Raw genomic sequence first — 22,597 nt, 5'->3', positions numbered from 1 at the left:
GCCCCCCGCCACCCTTTGTTTAGTCCACTCAATAACATACACTTGACCGTCCCTATTTAGACAGTCATCAAGCACGTGGATAACAAGATGCAGAACTGGAGCCCGAGCAGCTGGAGAGAAAAACCGATCGTCCAGCAGCCCGTCTACCCCGATGCCGACGCTCTGGCGGCGGCCGAAGCCAAGATGTCAAAGTACCCACCACTGGTGTTTGCCGGCGAGATCCGTTCTCTGAAAGAGGATCTGGCATCGGTGAGCCGTGGCGAGGGTTTTCTGCTCCAGGGTGGCGATTGCGCCGAAAGTTTTGCCGAGTTTAACGCCAACAAGATCAAGGACACCTTTCAGCTGCTGCTGCAGATGGCAGTGGTACTAACCTTTGCCGGCAGCTGCCCGGTGGTCAAGATCGGCCGCATGGCGGGCCAGTTTGCCAAGCCGCGTTCTGCCGACACCGAGACCATTGACGGCATCGAGCTGCCGGCGTACCGCGGTGATATCGTTAACGACATCGCGTTCACACCCGAGTCCCGCACCCCGGACCCGCAGCGCCTGCTCGACGCCTACCACCAGGCTTCGTCGACACTGAACCTGTTGCGCGCCTTCGCCGGCGGGGGCCTTGCAGACCTGCACCAGGTGCACAAATGGAACATGGGCTTTGTCGCCCAGAGCCCGCTGCATGAAAAATATGAGCATCTCGCTGCCCAGATCGAGCAGACTCTGGCGTTCATGAAAGCCTGTGGACTGGGGCCGAACAACACGCCGCAGCTTAAAGAGACCGATTTCTATACCTCTCACGAAGCGCTGCTGCTCAACTACGAACAGGCGCTGACACGTCAGGACAGTCTCACCGGTGACTGGTACGACTGTTCCGCGCATATGCTGTGGATCGGCGACCGTACCCGCCAGCCGGATCACGCCCACGTGGAGTTCCTGCGCGGTGTTCACAACCCAATCGGTATCAAGGTGGGTCCAACCACCAACCCTGATGATCTGCGCCGCCTGCTGGATATTCTTAACCCGGACAATACACCGGGCCGGATCACGCTGATCGCTCGCATGGGCGCGGAGAAGATTCTCGACAAGCTGCCGCCGCTGGTACGTGCCGTCAAGGAGATGGGCGCCAACGTGGTGTGGAGCTCCGATCCGATGCACGGCAACACCATCAAGACAGGCAACGGTTACAAGACACGCAACGTGGCCGCCATCCTGCACGAGATGCAGGGCTTCTTCGAAGTGCATAACGCCGAGGGCACCTATGCCGGCGGTGTACATTTCGAAATGACCGGCAACGATGTAACCGAATGTATCGGCGGCGCCTACCAGATCACCGAAGAGGGTCTGGCGGACCGCTATCACACCCATTGCGATCCACGCCTAAACGCCGACCAGTCGCTGGAACTGGCATTCATGATCGCAGACACCCTGAAAGTAGCTCGGAGACAACGTTGAACCAACGCCAGCAAATCCTGACTCTGCTGCTGGAAGTCGAGCGCGAGATGCGCGCGCTCGAACTCTGGTCAGACACCATGCCTTCTGCGGAAGCACTGATGAGCCAGCAACCCTTCTGTGTAGACACCCTGGATTTCCATCAATGGGTGCAGTGGCTGTTGCTGCCGCGTATGGAACAGATCATCGTCGAGCAGATGCCGCTACCGGCAAGCTGCGATATCGCGCCGATGGCTGAAGAAGCGTTCAAACAGATAGACGCAGAAACAGACCAGTTAATAAAGCTGATTGCCGATCTGGACAAAGCAGTCACTGAAGGGCAGTAACCCTGGCGCTCAGCTGGTCTGCGCCACGGGCAGGGAAGTACATATATGGAACACTCGCTATTTGAACAGCTGCTACTGATTCTGGTGGGAGCGGTCGTCGCTACCACTCTGTTCCGGCGGCTCAATATGCCACCGATCCTGGCTTACATCGCCGTAGGCGTGGTGATCGGCCCCTTTGCTTTGCAGATGGCCGACCCTCACGAGATGGAACTGATGTCGGAGCTTGGCGTGGTGTTCCTGCTTTTCATGCTCGGGCTGGAGTTTTCCCTGCCCCGCATGATCGCCATGCGAAGGCTGGTGTTCGGCCTGGGCGCGCTGCAGGTGGCGATGACCACCGTGGCGCTGATACTGATCTCCCTGGCCCTGGGTATCGACCTCAATAGCGGCATAGTGATCGCTGGTGCCCTGGCACTGTCATCCACCGCGGTGGTCACCCGCGAGCTGCTGCGGCTGAATCAGCTCAGTGCTCCCCACGGACAGATCTCCTTTGGCATCCTGCTGTTTCAGGATCTGGCCGCGGTCTTCTTCCTGATCATTGTCCCGGTACTGGGCAGCAACGGCGGTGAGATCAACTCCGACGAACTGTTCATGTCGCTACTCCAGGGCGCTGGCCTGCTGCTGGTACTGCTGGTGCTCGGACGCACCGTGCTACCGGCATTGTTCAAGGAGATCGCCCGCTCCCGCTCCGATGAACTGTTTGTACTAATGGCCCTGGTGACCGCCCTGGCGGCTGCCTGGATCACCCATGCGGCGGGACTTTCCATGGCGCTTGGCGGCTTCCTGGCCGGTATGATGTTGGGCGAGAGCCACTACAAGCACCAGCTCGAAGCCGATATCCGGCCGTTCCGCGATGTGCTGCTGGGGCTGTTCTTTGTCACCGTGGGCATGCAGCTGAACCTGGATACCCTGATCACCAACTGGCACTGGATCCTGATCTGCGGAGGCAGCCTGATGCTGCTGAAAGCAGCCATCATCGCCCTGGTAGTGGGTCGGGTGAATCGCGACGGACACAACGCGCTGCGCTCGGCACTCTGCCTCGCCCAGGGCGGCGAGTTCGGCTTCGCCCTGCTGGCCCTGGGGCTGGGCCATGGCGTAATCAGTAGCGAACTGAACGCTATTATCACCGCCACGATCATTTTCAGCATGGTGATCACGCCGCTGCTGATCGGTTTCAACGGTCAGATCGCCTCTTTCCTGCTGCGTGAAAAAGTCCCCGAAACCAGCAGCGTCAAGGAACCCAGCATCGAAGAACTGAACGATGCCAGCGAGCACCTGGATGGTCACGTGATCATCTGCGGCTTTGGCCGCGTCGGACAGATCGTTGCACGCTTCCTGAGACCGCTGGATATCCCCTACATTGCGATCGACTCCGATCCCTTCCGCACCCATGAGGCGGCTCAGGCCGGAGAACCGATGTTCTATGGCGACGCCCGGCGCGCCGACATTCTCAAGGCGATCGGCGCTGAACGTGCCCGCCTGCTGATTCTGACCGTGCCGGACCACAGTGAAAGCATGGCGGCGCTGAAGCAGATCAAGCGCAACTGCCCCAACCTGCCTGTGCTGGTGCGCACTCAGGATGACAGCAAGCTGGAGCTTTACCAGAACGCCGGTGCCACCGAGGTGGTTCCCGAAGCGCTTGAAGGCAGCCTAATGCTGGTGTCGCATATCCTGACGCTGCTGGAGATTCCGGAAGAGGACATCCGCTCCCGGATCGATGCCGTGCGTTCGGAGCGCTACCAGCTGCTGCACGGTTTCCTGCACGGCAAGCGCTCGAAAAAGATCACCGATGCGGGCGATCCCAATGAGCTACGCCACCCAGTCACGCTGACCGATGACTGCTACGCCAGCGGCCGCACTCTGGAAAGCCTGGCGCTGAAAGCGCGCGTGGTTGCGTTGAAACGTGGCGATATTGAGCTAGGATCACCGCCGGATGAAGAGGTGCTGCAGAGCGGCGATATAGTCATCCTGACCGGCGAACCCAGCCAGGTGGAAGCCGCCGAAGAACGCCTGTTCAGCGGCTGATAAGCAACTGATAGAATAGCGGCCCCTCAACGCCAGATCAGGAGCCGCTATGACCAGCACCAACGAACAACCCACCCTCATGCAGGTGCTGCGTGAAGCCGGCGCTGCGGTTCGCGTGTTCGATATGGGCCGCCGTGTCAGCAAACTGACCTCCGATGAGTTTGAACGCATCGAAGAGGCACGCACCCCCTACCCGACTCCATTCCTGCATCATGCCTGGCTGGGCATTCTGATCTGGCATCCAAAGCAACCCGCACAGAACGCGATCTGGTTCCTGAAACTGCCGCTGGATGAGCAGGGCTATCTGGTGCAGGCAGCCCGTGACGACCTGGTTAGCCGTTTGCTGCTGAATGCCGTCAACAGCCAGCAGGGCGCGCTGGAAGAGGATGCACTAAAGGACAACCCATACTCCTTCAAGCCCGAACAGGAAAAGATGGCAATTTTCCATGCCCGCGCCGCCCTTGCTACCGGCGCGCCCGCTTCTGCTTATTACGAAGCTGCCCAACAGTACATCAACGGCTCCATGCCGCTGGATCGCTGGGCCGATCTGGCACTACAGGGCCTGGCCGATCTGGTGGTGAGACTGGACGACAACAGCCCGGCGCTGGCGGCCCGCATCGCCGAGATGCCGGAACCGGTGCTGGCCTCCATCGCCACCCTGCTTGAACACGTCACTCCACCGGTTGCCGTGCGCGATGCCCTGGCTGGGCGCCTGACCACAGCACTCAACGAGGGTGAAGAGAAAGCCCTGCTGGTGGCTGCCCTGATCCGCGGTCTCTCCAATGTGGCTGACGAGCGCTTCAAACAGCAGCAGGTGCTGAAAGTTATGCAGAGCGAACATGCCCTGGAAGCGGAAGTGATCGTTGCCATCGCCACCCGCTGCAGCTCAGCACTGCAGGCGCCAGAGGTTCTACTGCCGTTTCTGGAAAGGCTGGCGGAAGGCAAAGCTGGACAGGCAGGGTTTAGCCGGGTACTGGCGGATCTGATGTTTATGCCTGCGCAACGGGCTTTGATCATGCAGGCGTTTCGCAGCCCGGAACGTAGTGAGCAGTTGAGTAAGGCGATTGGGGAGATGTTTGGGCAGACGTTTACGCGTCATTGATGACGTTTTTTGAGCAGACTTAGCGTCTAAGAACGGCAGTATATTTCTATTGCAGGTTTCGCCTGCTGGCGAATTAAGGGCTTTGATGGCAAAGCCCTTAATAATCCCAAGCCACCCCTGCTGCTTGATCGGCTGCGCCGATTACCCTGTGCTTCTCGCCCGAAAGAGCGGGAAAGGAAACTCGGCTTCGCCTCAAACAGCCTTTCCCTTGTTTCTCTTTCAGGCTGCGATGCTCGGCTTCGCAGAAGGGGAATCCATGCTGCGCTCAGCTAATATCAGACGCAATGGATTAATCGAGACCTGTTTAAACTCAGTATCAGGTGATGGCACCGGGTTCGTCCGGCAGTTGGATCTCTTTGCCCTGTTTATCGAGCTTATCCTGGGCCTGGGCCTTCAGGCGTTTTCGTACGGCGCTGCCCTTTGGCAGGGTCAGGTAGTAAAGCAGGCTGCACGCATCTTCCGGGGGCAGGCCCTGTTTCTCGCCGAAGGCAAGCATAAAACGGGCAAGGGTGCCGTCCTGTTTGTTCTCGATAGCCGGCACCACCGGTAACTCCAGCTCCTCGCCCTGACGCACGCGGCGGCAGAGTACGTCGTAGTGGTAGCTGAACTTGGGCAGGACCTCCGGCTCATCTTCGCTACGCAGCTCAAACCAGCCGGTGTTACGGCCAGCCAGATAAACTGCGGGATGGCTCCACTCATGCTCACGGGGATGATCGGCGTACATGCAGGCTTCGGTATAAGCATCATGGGTTGAGGGCAGGCCGAAGTCGCCGTCGAGATCGCGAATAATGGAGAGAAACTCCGAGATAGTGGGCATCCACGCCAGGGTTTCCTTGCAGCGGTTCACCGCGGCAACCAGCTCACGCTCGCCATAGCCGCGCAGGCTCAGGGCCCACTCCCGCTTGGCGATGCGGATCTCCTGTTCGGTCTCAAAACAGCTTTTGAACTTGTGGCCATAGATCGCCATAAAACGGGTGAAGATCATATTGACCAGCACCTTGGTTTCATCAGCGATCACCTGATCCTGGGCATCACGGTCACCGTAGCCCGCCCGGGGATCTCGCACTTCACGGCCCTGATCACCAGTCGGTGTTCTTGATGTCCATGAGCGCTGCGGTAATCCGTTTCCGCTTTTCCCGAGAATCTGATCGGCTGTTTTCATCTTTGGCTGCTCCTGTTGAGCCGGATTCGCGCTCCTGCTGGTAACGCTGATCGCGCGCATCCTGTGTCTGCTTCTTAACCCATTCCCGTTTTACCCAGGCGAGAAACTTCTGATCCCAGTTGGTTTCCTTACGGTCCTTGTCGAGGAAATAGAGCACAAACTCGTCGATACAGCCTTCGGCAAAGTCAGCCGGGATGGCATAACGTGGCAGCATCTGATGGAACAGATCTGAGGGCTGCCAACCGATAAACATCGCCTGCAGCTTCTGGTTACGCTGCTCCGCCTGCTCGAAGATCTCCTCCAGTTCATCCTTGTGACGGCGCCAGCCGATACTGCCACCGAAGGTGGGTGCCGGGCCCTTTTGCCGCGCCAGGTTGGTTTGACGCGCGGGTCTTGGCGCCGGTGGCGGTTCATCCACCACCGGAATATGACGTACTTCCGTATGCGGCACCGCCTGGCGTTCAGCCGGCCGCGGCACCTGCTGCTGAGGCCGAGGATCCGCCTGAGCTGATGAGTGAGCCGAGCCAAGTCGCACCCTCAGGTTACCGGCCGCTCCCCAGCTGATCTCTATCAGCCCGTGCTCCACCAGTTTCTCGCTGAGCGAGCGCAGCTGCGGCTCATCCCAAAAATCCGCCAGTGCCAGCCACTGGCTGCGTGAAAGCACCAGTTCGCCACGGCCGCGCTCATCGGTCATCCCGTTGCGCTCTATTGCCTCGTGATAAAGGCCAAGCAGCAGGGCCGGCTCTACTCCCACCTGGCGTGCCAGGGAGGGGTAAATCAGCAGCGGCTTTTCCGGGAAACTAAAACTCATGAGCGACGGGCTCTCCTCGATTGGGTTTACAAACTCTAATATTAGCTCAGTGGTGCCGGCTTCCGATACGCTCAGTCAAACACCACTGTCTTGTTGCCATGCACCAGCACCCTATCCTCCAGGTGCCAGCGCAAGCCACGCGCCAGCGCCAGTTTTTCCACATCACGCCCCAGACGAACCATGTCGTCAGGCAGGCTGCGATGGCTGACGCGGGTCACTTCCTGATCGATAATCGGCCCCGCATCCAGGTCCGGCGTCACGTAATGGCAGGTCGCTCCGATCAGCTTCACACCGCGGTCGTAAGCCTGATGATAAGGCCGTGCGCCGACAAAGGAGGGCAGGAAGCTGTGGTGAATATTGATAATCCGGTGCTGGTATCGTTCACAGACCTTTTCCGGCAGGATCTGCATGTAGCGCGCCAGCACCACGGTATCTGCCTCATGCTCGTGAATCAGCTCATCGACCCGATCAAAGTGAGCCTGTTTGTTGTCCGGATCCACCGGAACACAGTGGTATGGGATACCGTGCCATTCAACCATGGAACGCAGATCCTCATGGTTGGAGATGACGCAGGGAATCTCGCAGAACAGTTCCTTGCTATGGTAGCGATAGAGCAGATCCGCCAGGCAGTGAGACTGGCGGCTGGCCATCAGAATCACTTTTTTGGGCTGACTGGAATCGGTGATCTGCCACTCCATTTCGAATGAGCTCGCGATCGGCGCGAAGGCTTCACGCAGGCGCTCGAGAGAGAAAGGCAGCGATTGCGCATCGATCTCCACACGCATGAAAAAGTAGCCGCTGAGAGGGTCAGAGTGCTGGTTGGCATCGGTGATCGAACCGCCGTGGCTGGAGATAAAGTTACTGACCATCGAAACTATGCCTACCCGATCCGGGCAGGATAAAACCAAGCGGTAATTACGTTCCATGAAAAATTGACCCTGTTCACTACCTGCGAAGAAAAGAGCGGTATTCTAACAGCCAGAGCGCCTGGCAGGGAGTCCGCCGACTACCGTCGGCCACATCGCCTGCGCTAACATGAAAGGAAAACTCAAGGATACCCTCGGCATGAGCTTTACCCCGGAAAAGATGGCCCCGCTCAAGGCGCGCCGCCTTGGCATAGACACCCATCACGAGCCGACTTTATTCCTGCGCGCCGACAGCCCCATCTGCCGCTCGGAAGGCTTTGACAGCCTCTCCCGTGTGCGGGTCGACTGGGGTGAGCGCCATATCATCGCCTCTCTCAACATGGTCTGCTCGGAACTGCTTGAACCTGAACAGGCCGGCTTTTCCGAATCCGCCTGGGAACGTCTCGAGCTGATCCCCAATGCGGAAATCCGCCTCTCGCACCCGCGTCCGGTGCAATCACTCTCCCATGTTCGCGCCAAGGTATTCGGCCATGAACTGGATGAGTTGCAGCTGCAGAGCATCATCAACGATATCGTCGAAGGCCGCTACGCCGACGTTCATCTCGCCGCGTTTATCACCGCCTGTGGCGACGACGCCCTGAATGACCGCGAGATAACCGGACTCACCCAGGCGATGGTCAAGGCGGGTAGCCGTATCGACTGGGGTCTGGAGCAGGTGATCGACAAACACTGCGTCGGCGGACTGCCGGGCAACCGTACCACACCGATCGTGGTATCGATCCTCACCGCCTGCGGCCTCACCGTACCAAAAACCTCGTCGCGGGCGATCACTTCACCCGCCGGCACCGCCGACACCATGGAAACACTCACCGACGTAGGACTCACCCTGGAGCGCATGCGCGAAGTGGTCAGCACCCAGGGCGGCTGCTTGGCCTGGGGCGGTTCGGTGCGGCTGAGCCCTGCAGATGATCTGCTGATCCAGGTGGAACGGGCACTGGATATCGACAGCGAAGGTCAGTTGATCGCATCGGTGCTGTCAAAAAAACTGGCCGCCGGCGCCACTCACGTCCTGATCGATATCCCAGTCGGCCCTACCGCCAAAGTACGCAGCCAGCAAGCAGCCGAGAAACTCGCACGGAGTTTCCAGACCGTTGCCACCAATCTGGGCCTGAAACTCGAAGTGCTGATGACCGACGGCAGCCAGCCGATTGGACGCGGCATAGGCCCGGCACTGGAGGCCCACGATATTCTCGCGGTCCTGAAAAACAAACCCCAAGCTCCCGCGGACCTGCGCCAGCGTGCCTGCAAAATTGCCGGCGCCATGCTGGAGATGGTTGGCCACTGCGAACCCGGCGAAGGCGAGAAGCGCGCCGTCGAAGTGATCGACTCCGGCAGCGCCTGGGAAAAATTCCATGGCATCTGCGAAGCCCAGGGCGGGCTTAGAAATCCGCCCGTAGCCCCTTACCGTTACGCTCTTATCGCGCCACATGATTGCTGCGTGACCGGTATCGACAACCGCCAGCTGGCCAAGGTCGCCAAGCTCGCCGGTGCCCCGGCGGATCCCGCCGCAGGCATCGAGCTACATGTGAAGATCGGCGACCGGGTCAACCAGTATGACACTCTGTTAACCATCCACGCCGAAAACGCCGGTGAACTCAACTATGCGGTGGAGTACCTCAGTGACCACACGCTGGTGATGACACTGACTAATGAAAAGGGTAATGAAAGCGAAGGAGAGCCTGATGCAGCCACTGCTGTTTAACCTGGACGCTGATCCGGACCTGGGCAGCCGCTTGCGCACGGCGCTGGATGCCATACCCGGCGAACTGGAACAGCGGCACTTTCCCGATGGCGAAAGCTACCTGCGAGTACACAGCGACCCGGCACAACGGGATTGCCTCATCCTCTGCAACCTTTACCGCCCGGATAACCTGACGCTACGCCTGCTGTTCCTGGCCGATACACTGCGCGAGCTGGGGGCAAACCGTGTAGGTCTGATTACCCCTTACCTCCCCTACATGCGCCAGGACAAACGCTTCCATGCCGGTGAATGCGTTAGTTCACGCCCCTTCGCGCGCCTCCTGTCCAGCAGCCTCGACCTGCTGGTTACCGTGGATCCACATCTGCACCGCTATGACTCGCTGGACGATATCTACACACTGAAATCTTCTGTGGTCCATGCCGCGCCGATGATCGCCGAGTGGATCAGCCAGCAGGTCGAAAGCCCCTTGCTGATAGGCCCCGACGGCGAAAGCGAACAATGGGTATCAGAAGTGGCCAGGCTGGCTGGAGCGCCTTTTCAGGTACTCACCAAGGAGCGTCGCGGCGACTATGACGTCAGCGTTTCCCTGCCTGAGGTGGACAAATGGCGCAGCCATACTCCGGTACTGGTGGATGACATCATCTCCAGTGGCCGAACCATGCTGGAAGCTCTGAAACACCTTCAGGCGGCCGGCCTCCCCCGCGCCCAAGTCATTGCCGTGCATGGCCTGTTTGCCACCGATGCCTGGCAGCAACTGGAAGCACTGGCGGATGTCGTCACCTGCGAATCCGTCCCCCATCCCAGTAACGGCATCAGCCTGGCCAAAGCCCTGGCCGATGCAACTCTGGAACTGCTCGAAAACTGACTTAACAGCGGCTCGGTGCATATCGGCAAAACCGGCGATGCGCGCTTTGCACTGGCCCATCGCCGGATGACATAGCATCATGGGCATATAAACCGTTTAACTGAATCCAGCGAGAGAGAGCAAACACCGCGATGAATGCCGTGATAGACCTGCTAAAAAGCCACCGTTCGATCCGCAAGTTCCGTCAGCAGCCGATCGATCAGGAAACACTGAACCAGCTGGTAGCAGCGGGCCAGAGCGCTTCCACCTCCAGTTTCATCCAGGCCTGCACGGTCATCCAGGTGGATAACCCCGAAGTGCGCGAGCAGCTGATGGAGTGCACCGGCGGCCAGGTTTATGTCGGCAGCGCACCGCGATTCCTGGTTTTCTGCGCCGACATGCACCGCCACAAACTCGCCTGCGAAATGCATGATGCCGAGATGCGATCCGGCTTTACCGAGCAGTTCCTGACGGCATCGGTAGACTGCGCCCTGTTTGCCCAGAATGTTGTTGTGGCAGCCGAGTCAGCGGGCCTGGGTACCGTGTATATTGGCGGCATACGCAATCAGATCCAGCGTGTGGCTGAACTGCTCGAACTGCCCGAACTGGTCTACCCCGTATTCGGTCTCTGCCTGGGCTACCCGGACCAGGATCCCGAAATCAAGCCGCGCCTGCCGCTGAGCTCCGTGCTCAAGCATGAGCGTTACGACGACAGCGAGGACCGTGAAACCATCGCGGCCTACGACGAAGCTGTGCGCGAGTACTACCGCACCCGTACCGGCGGCAACAAGGAAATGAGCTGGAGCGAGCAGATCTCAGGTATGCTGGTGAAAGAAGCCAGACCCCATATGCTGGATTTTCTGAATAGCCGCGGGTTCCTGAACAAGTAGTCTCATCCGATCGTCGTACCCTTGCATGCAACGCACAAAACTCGTCTATGCTGAGGTTGTAACCCAAGCGAAATAGCCGAGAGAGCGAAAGCCATGCCAGACAGACAGATCAACTCCCTGCTTGATGAGCTTGAGCATCGCGCGAAACGCGCAGCCAACGAACGCGAGGTCACACTAAAGGTGGATCAGGAAGACCTGATCCGCCTGAAAGCCCTGGCCGAGGTTTATGGTATAGGGATCGACGAACTCACCGCCTGCCTGCTTCACAACATACTGATGGAAGTGGAGGCAAAACTCCCCTATCGCGCTGGCAAAAAGATTATCCGGGTCGAGGATGACGATCCAGTGTACGAAGACATAGGGCCAACTCCTCGTTACCTGGAAGCCAAACGCCGGTTCGAGAAAGACTGCGCCTGACCGGGACGTACTGACGCCGCACGCGCTCAGCGACAGCCTCATACTTGCTGCCAGATCCGCGGCACGGGACAATGCGCGCTCCCACTAAGCCACATCACTCGAAGGTGTCCCGGTCTCGGTGACGACAGGCCTGATACACCCAGTCAGAGGTTGAGAGCGCAGCATGCTACGGATAGTCAAAGGCGGCCCGATCAAGGCCGTCCCCACAAATATCATCACCGGCTTTCTCGGTGCCGGCAAGACCACGGCGATCAACCACCTGTTAGCCAATAAGCCATCCGAGGAGCGCTGGGCCGTGCTGGTCAACGAGTTCGGCCAGATCGGCGTGGATCAGTCGCTGCTGACTGCCGGCGAAGATATCCGCATCAGCGAAATCCCCGGCGGCTGCCTCTGCTGCACACGTGGCCCACAGATGCGCGTGGCCCTGGCCCGCCTGCTGCGCGAAGTCAAACCAGACCGACTGCTGATCGAACCCACCGGGCTTGGCCACCCTACCGGTATCGTCGATCTGCTCACGGGGCCTGATTTCAGCTCCGCCATCGACCTGCGTTCGATGATCTGCCTGATCGATCCACAGATACTGGACGATCCCAGGGCTCTGCGACACCCGGTATTCAACGACCAGATCGAACTCGCCGATATTCTGGTGCTGAACAAAGTCGACCTCTGCTCTACTGAGCAGCTCGACGAAGCTCAACAACTGTCGGATAACATGTTTCCAGCCAAGGCGTCGGTCCTGACCACAACCCGGGGCGAGATTCCTGCAGCACTGCTCGATCTGACCTCTGCGCCGCAAACACACACAGGCATCAGCCTGACGCCTGGCCGCCACGCTCTCTCTCAGGTAGCTCAGGTAGCTCAGGTAGCCGCAGAAACGGGCGAAGACTCTCATTCAGCAGGTGTAGCCCCCGGTCAGCCGCTGCTGCAAAGCGGTGAGCTGGATGGAATGTACAGTTACAGCTGGCAGTTTCACCCGCAGGACTGCTTCGACTCGGACGCTATTCTCGCCCTGCTCGACGCAGAATCAGAGCCGCTGCGTATCAAGGCGATACTGCGCATAGGCTATGCATGGATCAGCTACAACCGAAGCCTTTCGGACGATCGGGAAGTCAGAGAAAGCAGCTGGCGACGCGATTCGCGGATCGAGATAATCAACGACAGGGAACTGGATACAGAGGCGTTTGGCCAGCGTTTACACGCCTGCCTTAAACGAGAAAAAAACTGAAGTTCTCAGGCTGAATCGGCCCGATATATTGAGTATAACGAGAGGGTCTGGCGGGGATATATGGAGGTTGGATACCGAAGTATCCGCCCTCCATGAAACGGGCGCTACTTAAATAACTTAAGCAACAACCGTTACGTTCTCAGCCTGAGGACCTTTCTGGCCCTGAGTTACTTCGAAAGTAACCTGCTGGTTTTCGTGCAGAGTACGACGGCCAGTGCCGTTGATTGCACGGAAGTGAACGAATACGTCAGGACCGTTTTCCTGCTGGATGAAGCCGAAGCCTTTCTCATCGTTGAACCATTTAACGGTGCCGGTTACGAGCTGTGACATGTTTTGCCTCTTTCTTTTTACTTTCAGACCAGCCTTTTGACTGGTGACTTCTAACTGACCGAAATCCTGTATTCCGATCGATTCCAAACGAATCCAACCGGCTGCCAACCCTATGACAAGCCCGGACTGGAATCCGCGTGGCGACAACCGGCTGCAGTACAACCTAGCTTCGCCGTTCCGGCAACCGCGTGAAGCTTTCCCGCGGCGCTGAACATTTTTTGGGAATGGGTGTTTTCACCCTGGCCCGGGATCACCCCGCCTTAATCTCAACTCCTGCAGATTCCGGACGCAGAGAGGCCGATACCGAAACGTCCGAGTCGACGACGATACGCTGGCAATCTTGAGTCAAACGGAGAGCGGCGGCCGGAATGGCCGAATGCTGAGATGGGGCAGTCGCTTCAGAGGCCGTCGTTCCCTGACAGATGGATCGTACCGGCAGATTATGAAGCTTTGCGGTCATAAAACCGCGAACGTCTTGTTGCATCAAACTTAAAATAACTCCGAACCAGCTTACCCGCTGGCGGGCCCGGTCTTGTCGCATCGTGCTTTTACCACTGGTGAAGTGCACGTTTAATGGCGTTTTCAACGACCATTTATTGTTGCCAACCGGAAGACAACCTTTTCCGCATAATACTCCAGTTTCGATCAATTACAATGGCCTGTTTGCGCTAACTTGCCCCTTCATCTAACGACATCTTTGACTATTCTCAATCCTGAATCGAAATTACCGCATTGAGTATCAATGCCAGGCTTTAACCGGCCCGCCCAGCGTTGAGAGACCTGCTTGCAACGCGCCATTCAACCGCCATACTGCAACGTTTCAGGGACATAAACATAAAAACCGCCAATCCGACAGTAAGGGAGTCGACAGGATGCAACTAAAATTCACTCACAAGATCCTGCTACTTATCTTGTTTCCGTTGATACTGCTGACACTGCTGCAGGGACAAAGAGTGATTGCATCGCTCAACCTTGCCAACGAGCTATCCCATATTGACCAGTATGCAGAACTCTCTACCTATAACAGCCAGCTGGTCCATGAACTCCAGAAAGAGCGTGGCCTCACCAGCGGCTGGCTGGGTTCCGGCGACAATGCATTTGCTGATCGACTGGCGACGCAGCGCCAATTGACCAACCAGGCCCTCAGCGCCTGGCAGAGCTATCGCGCTAACCTGAATATCGAGGATACCCTCGTCGTCAACACCCTGAAAAAAACATCCGACCAGCTGCGCCAACTCCAGCAGATACGCAGCAGCGTCGATGCCCGCAACATAGCTCTCGGCGATGCCCTGGGTTACTACACAGGACTAAACGCCGACCTGCTCTCAGTGGCCGGCCAGATTGAGCGCTTGAGCAGCAGTGTCGCGATGAGCCGGATGGGCAACGCCTTCTTCGCGTTTCTTCAAGCCAAGGAGCGCGCCGGTATCGAGCGTGCGGTGCTGAGCAACGCCTTTGGCGCCGACCAGTTTTCCACGGGCCTGTTCCCACGTTTTCTGACGCTGGTTGCCGAACAAAACACCTATCTGCGCCAGTTCGCTATTGCGGCTCCTACTGAGCTCAATGACAGCTGGAAGCAGGCCAGCTCTAGCAGCGCTTTTGAGTATATTGAGCAAGCGCGGGCCCGGGCTATCGAACGGGCACGCCAGGGCGGATTTGGCCTTTCGGCCACAGAGTGGTTCAGCCAGGCCACCAGCCGTATTGAGGCGATGAAAAAGCTGGAGGACCAGCTATCACAAAACCTGCTGGCACAGGCGCGTCTGGATCGAAGCACCACGCTGAGAGATATGTGGCTGCAGCTTGGCCTGCTGCTCGCCGCTATTGCAGTTGTTGCGGTTCTATCTGTCTGGATCGTCCGGGGCGTGCGTCGTCAGGTGCAAAGCCTCGCTGAGACCATGGCACGGGTGCGTGACCATAATGATCTGACCGCCCGCGCCGAGGCCGTTTCACGTGATGAACTGGGCGATATCGCTCGGGCTCTCAACCACACGCTGGAACAGTTTTCCGGCGCGATCCGTGAAGTCCGGGTCGCCAGCGAACGGGTCAGCGCCGAAGCCCGCAACACCCGTGACACGGTGAAACAGACAGAGCAGATCCTGCAGACCCAGAATGCGGAAACCATGCAGGTCTCTGCTGCCATTGAGGAGATATCCACCGCCGTAGCCGATGTGGCCAACAGCACCTCTCACGCGTCGGAAAGCGCGCGAGCCACCAATAGCCTGGCGTCCGAAGGACACGGCCGTATGCAGGACGCCTACGCCGCGATCCAGCAACTCGGTGAAGATATTGCCCAGGTCGGCATCATGGCCAACGAGCTGCAGGCCAGCAGCGGCACCATTTCAGAGGTAATCGACGTTATCAATGGAATATCCGAGCAGACCAACCTGCTGGCACTGAACGCAGCCATCGAAGCAGCACGCGCCGGAGAGCAAGGCCGCGGCTTCGCGGTTGTCGCCGATGAGGTGAGGACTCTGGCACAAAGAACCCATGCATCCACCGCCAAGGTAGAGGAGATCATCGGTCGACTGCAGCGCCAGACCAGTGAGGCCAGCCAGCTGGTGGATAAAAATCAGCGTGATATGGATATCACCACCGGGCAGATCGGTGAAGTACGTTCGACCCTGGATGCGATCGTCGATGCGGTGGATAACATTACTTCGCTATCGACGCAGATCGCCGCGGCCGCCGAAGAGCAGTCCACCGCGATGAACGATATCGGCCGCAGCATAGCGACAATAGATTCAAGCGCCGAAAGCATCAGCCAGCAGGCCGCGAACCTGGGTGGACACGCAGAGCAGCAGACACAGATGTCAGAGCAGCTGGAGCAGCTGATCAGCCGCTTCCGGGTTTAACGCGAAGCCTGCCGGATTCAAGTCCGGTAGCGGCGGTTAAACCCGCCGCGCCTTGGTTTTGCCTTTTACCGCCTTGCCCGACTTTCCGGGCTTGGCCGCAGCGCCAGGCTTGCGCGCACCCGCGGGACGAGGCTTTTTCGATCCGTCGTCTCGTGGCGGCAGGCCGGTGTGCTGGGTCAGCAAACGTCCTTTACCGGCGCTCTTACCTGCACGTGAAGACTGCTTGGAGTTCTTGCGGCGCGGCGCGTTGTAGCTCTCCCCTTCCGGCTGATCCTTGGGAATCAGCTGGTGTTCGCCCTCACCGATCAGATCCGCACGTCCCATGGCCGTCAGCGCCTCGCGCAAGAGCGGCCAGTTTTCCGGGTCGTGCCAGCGCAGAAACGCCTTGTGCAGCCGGCGCTGACGCTCGCCTTTGACCGTTTCCACCTTTTCCGAGCTTTTCTTGTAGCTCAGACGACGCAGCGGGTTACGACCTGAGTGATACATGGCTGTGGCCGACGCCATGGGCGAGGGATAAAACGCCTGTACCTGGTCCGCCTTGAAGCCGTTGGTTTTCAGCCAGAGCGCCAGGTTCATCATATCCTCATCGGTGGTGCCGGGATGCGCCGCGATGAAGTACGGGATCAGGTACTGCTCCTTGCCCGCCTCGGCGGAGAAGCGCTCAAACATCTTCTTGAACGCATCGTAGGTACCGATACCGGGCTTCATCATCTTATCGAGCGGGCCACGCTCGGTGTGTTCCGGCGCAATCTTCAGGTAGCCGCCCACATGGTGGGTCACCAGCTCACGCACATACTCGGGGTCCTCCACCGCCAGGTCGTAACGCAGGCCGGAGGCGATCAGGATTTTCTTAATCCCCTTCAGGCTGCGCGCCTCGCGATACAGCTTGGTCAGCGAAGAGTGATCGGTATTCAGGTTCTGGCAGATCCCCGGATAAACACAGGACGGCTTGCGACAGGCCGCCTCGATCTCACGGCTCTTGCACGCCAGGCGGTACATGTTGGCGGTGGGGCCGCCAAGATCTGAGATCACGCCGGTAAAGCCAGGCACCTTGTCGCGGATCTCCTTGATCTCGCGGACGATAGAATCCTGGGAGCGGTTCTGGATGATGCGTCCCTCATGCTCGGTGATCGAGCAGAAGGTGCAGCCACCGAAGCAGCCGCGCATGATGTTCACCGAGAAACGGATCATCTTGTAAGCGGGAATCTCCGCCTTACCGTAGCTCGGGTGCGGCACCCGGGCGTAGTTGAGATCGAACACGTAGTCCATCTCTTCCATGCTCAGCGGGATCGGCGGCGGATTGAGCCAGACCTCCTGATCGCCATGCAGCTGCACCAGCGCGCGGGCGTTGCCCGGGTTGGTCTCCAGATGCAGTACGCGGTTAGCGTGGGCGTACAGAACAGGGTCCTTGCTGACCTTCTCGTAGGACGGGATACGGATCACGGTTTTGGCGCGGTCCAGCCGCATCCGTGGCGAGGATTCGATATGCAGCACCTGCAGCTCATCCTCCGCATCCATCTCGGCGGTTTCGCCACCCTTATCGCGCTCGATCTCGCAGGCCGCCAGATCCCGGGTGTTCACATAGGGGTTGATGATCTTGTCGATTTTGCCGGGGCGGTCGATGCGGGTAGAGTCGATCTCCATCCACCCTTCGGGAGTGTCCTTGCGCACGAACGCGGTACCGCGAATATCGCGGATCTCTTCAACCGCCTCTCCGGCATCCAGACGATGCGCCAGCTCGACCACGGCACGCTCGGCGTTGCCATAGAGCAGCAGGTCGGCGCGGGCATCCAGCAGGATGGAGCGACGTACCTTGTCCTGCCAGTAGTCATAATGGGCGATGCGGCGCAGTGAGCCCTCGATACCGCCAAGAATGATCGGCACATCCTTATAGGCTTCGCGGCAGCGCTGGCTGTAAACGAGGCTGGCCCGATCAGGACGTTTACCCGCCTGACCGCCCGGCGTATAGGCATCGTCGGAGCGTTTTTTACGATCCGCCGTGTAGCGGTTGATCATGGAATCCATGTTGCCCGCGGCCACGCCGAAGAACAGCCGCGGTTTGCCCAGCGCCTTGAACGCATCAGCACTGTGCCAGTCTGGCTGGGCGATAATGCCGACACGAAAGCCCTGCGCTTCGAGCAGGCGACCGATGATCGCCATGCCAAAGGAGGGATGATCGACGTAAGCGTCACCGGTTACCACGATAATATCGCAGGCGTCCCAGCCCAACTTATCCATCTCCTGCCGACTCATCGGCAGAAAAGGTGCGGGATCACGTCTGGCTTTGAAACTTGCCAGTTCCTGAAGAGAGGTAGGGGTCTGCATTAAAAGATAACCGGTTAAATCGAAGGTATCGAAGATGACGTATGAGGCCGAACGGCCTGAAACATGCGCAGTATACCTCAGCCATGACTAATTTCCGATCAATATACTGCGACATTAAATCGGACTAGTCTTTAATTGGCTCCAACCAGGCAACTCCCAACTGGCGCATCTGCCGCTCTATCCAGCGCGCCCGCTGCTGAACATAAGGCCCGGGCGGCTGGGCAGAATAGCGCCAGGGATTGGGGAGGATCGCCGCCAACCGCGCCGCCTGGTTATCGCTGATGCTCTGCACCGGTCTCTGGTACCAGTATTCGCTGGCGGCGCCAACGCCATATACGCCAGGGCCAAACTCAGCGATATTCAGGTACACCTCCAGAATGCGTTCCTTACCCCAGATCCACTCCAGCAGAAATGCCAACGGCAGCTCCAGCCCCTTGCGCACCCAGTCACGCCCCGGCCAGAGCAGCAGGTTTTTCGCCGTTTGCTGGGTCAGGGTACTGGCACCACGCAGCCCCTCCCCTTCCAGCGCTTCATTCACCGCTTCACCTATCGCCTGGGTATCCACACCGGAATGCAGCGGAAAGCGCTGATCCTCTGACGCGATCACCGCAAGTTGCATCCCCACCGGGATCTCTTCGATATCCACCCACTGATGTCGAAACTCGCCGCTGAATCCTTCCGGCGGGTTGATCCAACGGTGTACCTGCCAGCTCCACACCGGCGGATTCACAAAGCGCAGCAGCAGGAGCAGTGCCAGCAAAAAGGCGATACAGCCCAGCAGCGTCCATACGATCCGTCGACGCAGCCTGGCCCAAAAGCCTCTGCGGCGCCCGTTATCTCCTGTATTTCGACCTGGTATCAATCCCACCGATCCGCTCTCATGCTGACTCTCTCTTAGTGCGGCCTCTGCAACTGCTATCTCGACCACCAATCTCTGATATGATCAATACCGCCCAATTCATAAGGATATCGACGTGCGATTAACCATGAATCTTAAAACCCGATTCATGCTGCTGATGCTGGCACTCTTCCTCGTTGCCGCCGGCATAGTATGGATTCTTGTACGACAACTTTCAGAGTCCATTGTCGAGGAATGGGTCACACGCTACGCCGAAAAGCAGGTACTGTACGACAAGGGCCGTACGCTGCAACCTATCCTCACCGAAATCGCGCTGTCCCGCCAGTTTGCCAACTCTCACCAGCTGATCAGCTGGGCCCGCAACCCGGAAGACCCTGACCTGAAACGCCAGGCGATCGCCGAGATGGAGAACTACCGCCTCAACTTTGCAGACAACAGTTACTTCGTTGCGCTGCGTGAATCCGGCGATTACTACCATAATAATGCCGCCAATGAGTACGCCGACAGCCAGTACCGCTACTCACTGGATCCTGACCGCCCAGCCGACAGCTGGTTCTACAAAATCATCAAACAAAACCGCGATATGCACCTGAACGTCAATCCAGACGTGGAACTGGGTGTGACCAAACTGTGGATCGATATGCTGCTGCGCGACGGCGATGAGATCCTCGGCGTGGTCGGTACCGGCCTGGACCTGACCCATCTGCTCAACTCTGTGGTCAATAAGGATGAACCCGGTATCACCAGCCTGTTCACCGACCATGACGGCGCGATTCAGCTTTACCGCGACCAGAGCCTGATCGACTTTGGCTCGATCACCAAGGCCAGCGCCGATAAGACCCGGGTGGATCGTCTTTTCTCCGATGATGCCGATAAACGTGCGGTTCAGGAGTTGATGCGGCAGCTGGTCGCGGATCCGGGCGAGATCAAGACCCGCTTCGTCACCATCGACGACCGCCGCCACCTGGTGGGATTGGCTTATATTCCCGAGATCGACTGGTACGAAGTGACCCTGCTCGATCTGAACAAGGTTCTTCCGTTCAGCCACTTCAGTGGCATATTGCTCAGCTTCGGTCTGATGCTGCTGGCCAGTCTGATCATGCTGCACCTGGCACTGAACCGTTTTGTGCTCAACCCGCTGACGCAACTGGAGTCGGGGATGGATGAAATCCGCGAGGGGCACTATCCACAGAGTCTGCCGCAGACACCGCCCAACAATGAGGTGGGCCGGCTGATGAACCACTTTCGCCATATGGCCAGGGCGGTACAAAGCGCTCGCGAAGAGCTGGAACAGAAAGTACTCAACCGTACCGAGGCGCTGGACCGGCTGACAAAAACCGATGCGCTGACCGAACTGCTCAACCGTCGAGGCATGCAGGAGCAGCTGGATAACCAGTGGCAGCTGCTGCAGCGTGAACGCCGTCGCTTCGGCCTGGTCTGGCTGGACCTGGACCACTTCAAACAGATTAATGACCGATACGGCCATAAGGCCGGCGACCAGGTCCTGCTATCGGTCGCCGAGCAACTGCGCAAACTGCTGCGCGGTTACGACTATGCCGCACGCTGGGGCGGCGATGAATTCCTGCTGCTGATCCAAACCGACCGGCTGGACCTGATTGAGGGCCTGAGCGAACGTATCCGCAGCTCAGTGGCAGAATCCAGCATCGTCTACGACGATTCCCAGCCGCCGATCACTATTACCCTCAGCGCCGGCTGCCACCTGGCATCCTCCAGCGACGAAACCCTGGAAAAAGCGTTGCAGGCAGCGGATACCGCGCTCTACGAAGCGAAGGCAGGCGGCCGCAACCGCCTGGCTGTTCACAGTCCGCAATAGCCATAAGCGCGCCGCTGCAGCCCTGAGGGCTGCAGCATTCACAGACGTTGCAACAGAGAGACCAGTGCCCGCTCTGTCTGCTCATCCAGGCCATGGCAGACATTCAGGCGCATGCAGTTACGGTACTTGCCCGAGGCGGAAAACAGCGCGCCGGGCGCGATGCGAAAATCCTCATTCTCCAACTGACGATTGATCTCTACGCAATCGATGTTGTCGGGAAACTCCAGCCAGAGCAGATAGCCGCCCTGGGGACAACTGATTCGGGTGCCAGCGGGCATATGCTGCTTTAGCCAGGCGGTCATCCGGTCGCGGTTGCGCATATACTGCCCGCGCATTTTACGCAGATGGCGCTCATAGCCTCCCTTGGCGATAAATTCAGCCACCGCCAGCTGTGGCAGCGTACTTGAGGCCGCCGTGGCGACAAATTTGCTGTGCACCACATCACTGCGATAACGACCGGGCGCTACCCAACCCAGCCTAAGCCCCGGCGCCAGCGTTTTCGAAAACGAGCTGCAGAGGATGACACGATCATCGGTATCGAATGATTTTATCGTCGCAGGCCTCGGCCAGGCATAGGACAGATCACCGTAAATATCATCCTCGATAATCGCGGTGTCATAGCGCTGCGCCAGCCGGTAAAGGGCACGTTTTCGCTCATCGCTGAGGGTATAACCCAGCGGGTTGTTGCAGGTGGGCGTGACCAGTATCGCCTTGATCGGCCACTGTTCCAGCGCCAGCTCCAGCGCCTCCACACTGATCCCCTCTCTCGCATGAGTGGGGATCTCCATCACCTTGAGCCCATTAGCCTTGATCGCCTGCATGGCGCCGTAAAAACAGGGTGAATCCACGGCAACCACATCTCCAGGTTCGGTAACGGCGCGCAGGGCACAGAACAGAGCCTCCTGACAGCCGGTGGTGATCACCAGATCATCCGGGTGCAACTGACAGCCGGAGTGAGATGCCAGGCGTGCCACCTCCTCACGCAGCTCTTCGCTGCCGCGCAGGCTGTCATACTCCAGCGCCGCCGGATCTCCCCGGCGTGCCCGCGCTGCCCATAGCCGTAACAGTGGCTTCAACGTATCACCGGTGAGATCGGGCATCGCATGTCCCAGCGAGAAAACCCGCGCCGATTTATCCGCCCCCAACATCTGCAGAACGCCTTCCCACTGAGAGATATCCAGCGGGCGCCGCGCTGCAGCACTGGTGCTCGGCAACTCCGCCTCCGCCGCCCGGCCACGCACAAAGTAGCCAGACCGCGGTCTGGATTCGACCAAACCCAGAAACTCCAGGCGGCGGTAAGCTTCCTGCACGGTGGTCACACTGACATTGTGCTCCCGGGTCAGACTTCGGATAGAGGGAAGACGGTCACCGGCAGCGAACAGTCCTTCATCGATCTGCCGGGCAAGATGCTCGACCAACGCTTCATACAGTTTCACACCAAATCCCACCAAAAACCGGTACAGATAGATAAAAATAGAGGTACACAGATACAAAATTCCATTTCTGTGCATGTAAAAATAGCATTTTCTGAAT

18 protein-coding genes are annotated in these 22,597 nt (G+C 58.6%); 11 read left to right on the top strand and 7 right to left on the bottom strand.

Annotated elements, in window-relative coordinates; all coding sequences use genetic code 11:
- Window positions 1–87 precede the first annotated feature (87 nt).
- Genes CLV83_RS11090 through CLV83_RS11075 form a run of 4 tightly spaced genes read left to right on the top strand, consistent with a single transcriptional unit; the run spans window position 88 to window position 4,890 of the window.
- A complete protein-coding gene (locus tag CLV83_RS11090) occupies window positions 88–1,443 on the top strand; it encodes a class II 3-deoxy-7-phosphoheptulonate synthase (protein WP_132291872.1) in 1,356 nt (451 codons plus the stop codon).
- Entirely contained in the window at window positions 1,440–1,766 is a 327-nt protein-coding gene (locus CLV83_RS11085) for a YqcC family protein (protein ID WP_243642370.1), read from the top strand. Before CLV83_RS11090 ends, CLV83_RS11085 begins: the two co-directional genes overlap by 4 nt.
- A gap of 45 nt (window positions 1,767–1,811) precedes the next feature.
- Window positions 1,812–3,788 carry a monovalent cation:proton antiporter family protein gene (locus CLV83_RS11080; RefSeq protein ID WP_132291869.1) on the top strand — a complete coding sequence of 659 codons (1,977 nt, stop codon included), beginning with the start codon at window positions 1,812–1,814 and terminating at the stop codon, window positions 3,786–3,788.
- Window positions 3,789–3,837: 49 nt separating this feature from the next.
- Complete coding sequence (locus CLV83_RS11075) at window positions 3,838–4,890, top strand: DUF3549 family protein (protein ID WP_132291866.1); 1,053 nt, start codon at window positions 3,838–3,840, stop codon at window positions 4,888–4,890.
- Window positions 4,891–5,206: 316 nt separating this feature from the next.
- Here the strand turns inward: CLV83_RS11075 and CLV83_RS11070 are convergent, their stop codons facing one another.
- The 3 genes from CLV83_RS11070 to purU form a co-directional block, all read right to left on the bottom strand.
- Window positions 5,207–5,956, bottom strand: coding sequence for a replication protein P (locus CLV83_RS11070; RefSeq protein WP_243642369.1), 750 nt, complete (start codon window positions 5,954–5,956; stop codon window positions 5,207–5,209).
- 13 nt (window positions 5,957–5,969) lie between these two features.
- Window positions 5,970–6,863: a DnaT-like ssDNA-binding domain-containing protein gene (locus CLV83_RS11065; protein WP_132291863.1), complete on the bottom strand. Its 894-nt coding sequence runs from the start codon at window positions 6,861–6,863 to the stop codon at window positions 5,970–5,972.
- A 71-nt stretch (window positions 6,864–6,934) separates the two neighbouring features.
- Window positions 6,935–7,789, bottom strand: coding sequence for a formyltetrahydrofolate deformylase (gene purU / locus CLV83_RS11060; protein ID WP_132291860.1), 855 nt, complete (start codon window positions 7,787–7,789; stop codon window positions 6,935–6,937).
- A gap of 139 nt (window positions 7,790–7,928) precedes the next feature.
- Here purU and CLV83_RS11055 point away from each other — a divergent pair, with 139 nt between their 5' ends.
- The 5 genes from CLV83_RS11055 (at window position 7,929) to CLV83_RS11035 (ending at window position 12,867) form a co-directional block, all read left to right on the top strand.
- Entirely contained in the window at window positions 7,929–9,491 is a 1,563-nt protein-coding gene (locus CLV83_RS11055) for a thymidine phosphorylase family protein (RefSeq protein WP_132292701.1), read from the top strand.
- Window positions 9,472–10,356, top strand: a complete 885-nt coding sequence (locus CLV83_RS11050) for a ribose-phosphate pyrophosphokinase (RefSeq protein ID WP_132291857.1) — start codon at window positions 9,472–9,474, stop codon at window positions 10,354–10,356. The genes CLV83_RS11055 and CLV83_RS11050 overlap by 20 nt, the downstream gene beginning before the upstream one ends.
- A gap of 131 nt (window positions 10,357–10,487) precedes the next feature.
- Window positions 10,488–11,225 carry an oxygen-insensitive NADPH nitroreductase gene (nfsA, locus tag CLV83_RS11045; RefSeq protein WP_132291854.1) on the top strand — a complete coding sequence of 246 codons (738 nt, stop codon included), beginning with the start codon at window positions 10,488–10,490 and terminating at the stop codon, window positions 11,223–11,225.
- Between the two features lie 93 nt (window positions 11,226–11,318).
- Window positions 11,319–11,642, top strand: a complete 324-nt coding sequence (locus CLV83_RS11040) for a hypothetical protein (protein WP_132291851.1) — start codon at window positions 11,319–11,321, stop codon at window positions 11,640–11,642.
- 163 nt (window positions 11,643–11,805) lie between these two features.
- Window positions 11,806–12,867, top strand: coding sequence for a CobW family GTP-binding protein (locus CLV83_RS11035; RefSeq protein WP_132291848.1), 1,062 nt, complete (start codon window positions 11,806–11,808; stop codon window positions 12,865–12,867).
- Between the two features lie 117 nt (window positions 12,868–12,984).
- On the opposite strand, the gene CLV83_RS11030 is transcribed toward CLV83_RS11035, so the two are convergent.
- Window positions 12,985–13,197: a cold-shock protein gene (locus CLV83_RS11030; RefSeq protein ID WP_010325086.1), complete on the bottom strand. Its 213-nt coding sequence runs from the start codon at window positions 13,195–13,197 to the stop codon at window positions 12,985–12,987.
- 872 nt (window positions 13,198–14,069) lie between these two features.
- Between CLV83_RS11030 and CLV83_RS11025 the strand changes: the two genes are divergently transcribed.
- On the top strand, window positions 14,070–16,046 hold the full coding sequence (locus tag CLV83_RS11025; protein ID WP_132291845.1) for a methyl-accepting chemotaxis protein: 1,977 nt from the start codon (window positions 14,070–14,072) through the stop codon (window positions 16,044–16,046).
- Window positions 16,047–16,082: 36 nt separating this feature from the next.
- On the opposite strand, the gene CLV83_RS11020 is transcribed toward CLV83_RS11025, so the two are convergent.
- Window positions 16,083–18,371, bottom strand: coding sequence for a YgiQ family radical SAM protein (locus CLV83_RS11020; protein ID WP_132291842.1), 2,289 nt, complete (start codon window positions 18,369–18,371; stop codon window positions 16,083–16,085).
- Between the two features lie 124 nt (window positions 18,372–18,495).
- On the bottom strand, window positions 18,496–19,239 hold the full coding sequence (gene mtgA, locus CLV83_RS11015) for a monofunctional biosynthetic peptidoglycan transglycosylase (protein ID WP_243642368.1): 744 nt from the start codon (window positions 19,237–19,239) through the stop codon (window positions 18,496–18,498).
- Between the two features lie 118 nt (window positions 19,240–19,357).
- On the opposite strand from mtgA, the gene CLV83_RS11010 reads away from it, so the two are divergent.
- Window positions 19,358–21,064: a GGDEF domain-containing protein gene (locus tag CLV83_RS11010; protein ID WP_132291839.1), complete on the top strand. Its 1,707-nt coding sequence runs from the start codon at window positions 19,358–19,360 to the stop codon at window positions 21,062–21,064.
- 38 nt (window positions 21,065–21,102) lie between these two features.
- Here the strand turns inward: CLV83_RS11010 and CLV83_RS11005 are convergent, their stop codons facing one another.
- Window positions 21,103–22,500 (bottom strand): aminotransferase-like domain-containing protein, encoded by a 1,398-nt coding sequence (locus CLV83_RS11005; protein ID WP_207894834.1) that lies wholly within the window; start codon window positions 22,498–22,500, stop codon window positions 21,103–21,105.
- Between the last annotated feature and the right edge of the window lie 97 nt (window positions 22,501–22,597).

The organism is Marinobacterium mangrovicola (assembly GCF_004339595.1).
Lineage (GTDB): Bacteria > Pseudomonadota > Gammaproteobacteria > Pseudomonadales > Balneatricaceae > Marinobacterium_D > Marinobacterium_D mangrovicola.
Note: the sequence above shows the minus strand (reverse complement) of the source record. Positions and strands in the feature narration are given on the sequence as shown.

Coding starts and splice junctions, on each gene's coding strand:
- CLV83_RS11090 (WP_132291872.1), top strand. CDS start 88: ATGCAGAACTGGAGCCCGAGCAGCTGGAGAGAAAAACCGATCGTCCAG.
- CLV83_RS11080 (WP_132291869.1), top strand. CDS start 1,812: ATGGAACACTCGCTATTTGAACAGCTGCTACTGATTCTGGTGGGAGCG.
- CLV83_RS11075 (WP_132291866.1), top strand. CDS start 3,838: ATGACCAGCACCAACGAACAACCCACCCTCATGCAGGTGCTGCGTGAA.
- CLV83_RS11065 (WP_132291863.1), bottom strand. CDS start 6,863: ATGAGTTTTAGTTTCCCGGAAAAGCCGCTGCTGATTTACCCCTCCCTG.
- purU (WP_132291860.1), bottom strand. CDS start 7,789: ATGGAACGTAATTACCGCTTGGTTTTATCCTGCCCGGATCGGGTAGGC.
- CLV83_RS11055 (WP_132292701.1), top strand. CDS start 7,929: ATGAGCTTTACCCCGGAAAAGATGGCCCCGCTCAAGGCGCGCCGCCTT.
- CLV83_RS11050 (WP_132291857.1), top strand. CDS start 9,472: ATGCAGCCACTGCTGTTTAACCTGGACGCTGATCCGGACCTGGGCAGC.
- nfsA (WP_132291854.1), top strand. CDS start 10,488: ATGAATGCCGTGATAGACCTGCTAAAAAGCCACCGTTCGATCCGCAAG.
- CLV83_RS11040 (WP_132291851.1), top strand. CDS start 11,319: ATGCCAGACAGACAGATCAACTCCCTGCTTGATGAGCTTGAGCATCGC.
- CLV83_RS11035 (WP_132291848.1), top strand. CDS start 11,806: ATGCTACGGATAGTCAAAGGCGGCCCGATCAAGGCCGTCCCCACAAAT.
- CLV83_RS11030 (WP_010325086.1), bottom strand. CDS start 13,197: ATGTCACAGCTCGTAACCGGCACCGTTAAATGGTTCAACGATGAGAAA.
- CLV83_RS11025 (WP_132291845.1), top strand. CDS start 14,070: ATGCAACTAAAATTCACTCACAAGATCCTGCTACTTATCTTGTTTCCG.
- CLV83_RS11020 (WP_132291842.1), bottom strand. CDS start 18,371: ATGCAGACCCCTACCTCTCTTCAGGAACTGGCAAGTTTCAAAGCCAGA.
- CLV83_RS11010 (WP_132291839.1), top strand. CDS start 19,358: ATGAATCTTAAAACCCGATTCATGCTGCTGATGCTGGCACTCTTCCTC.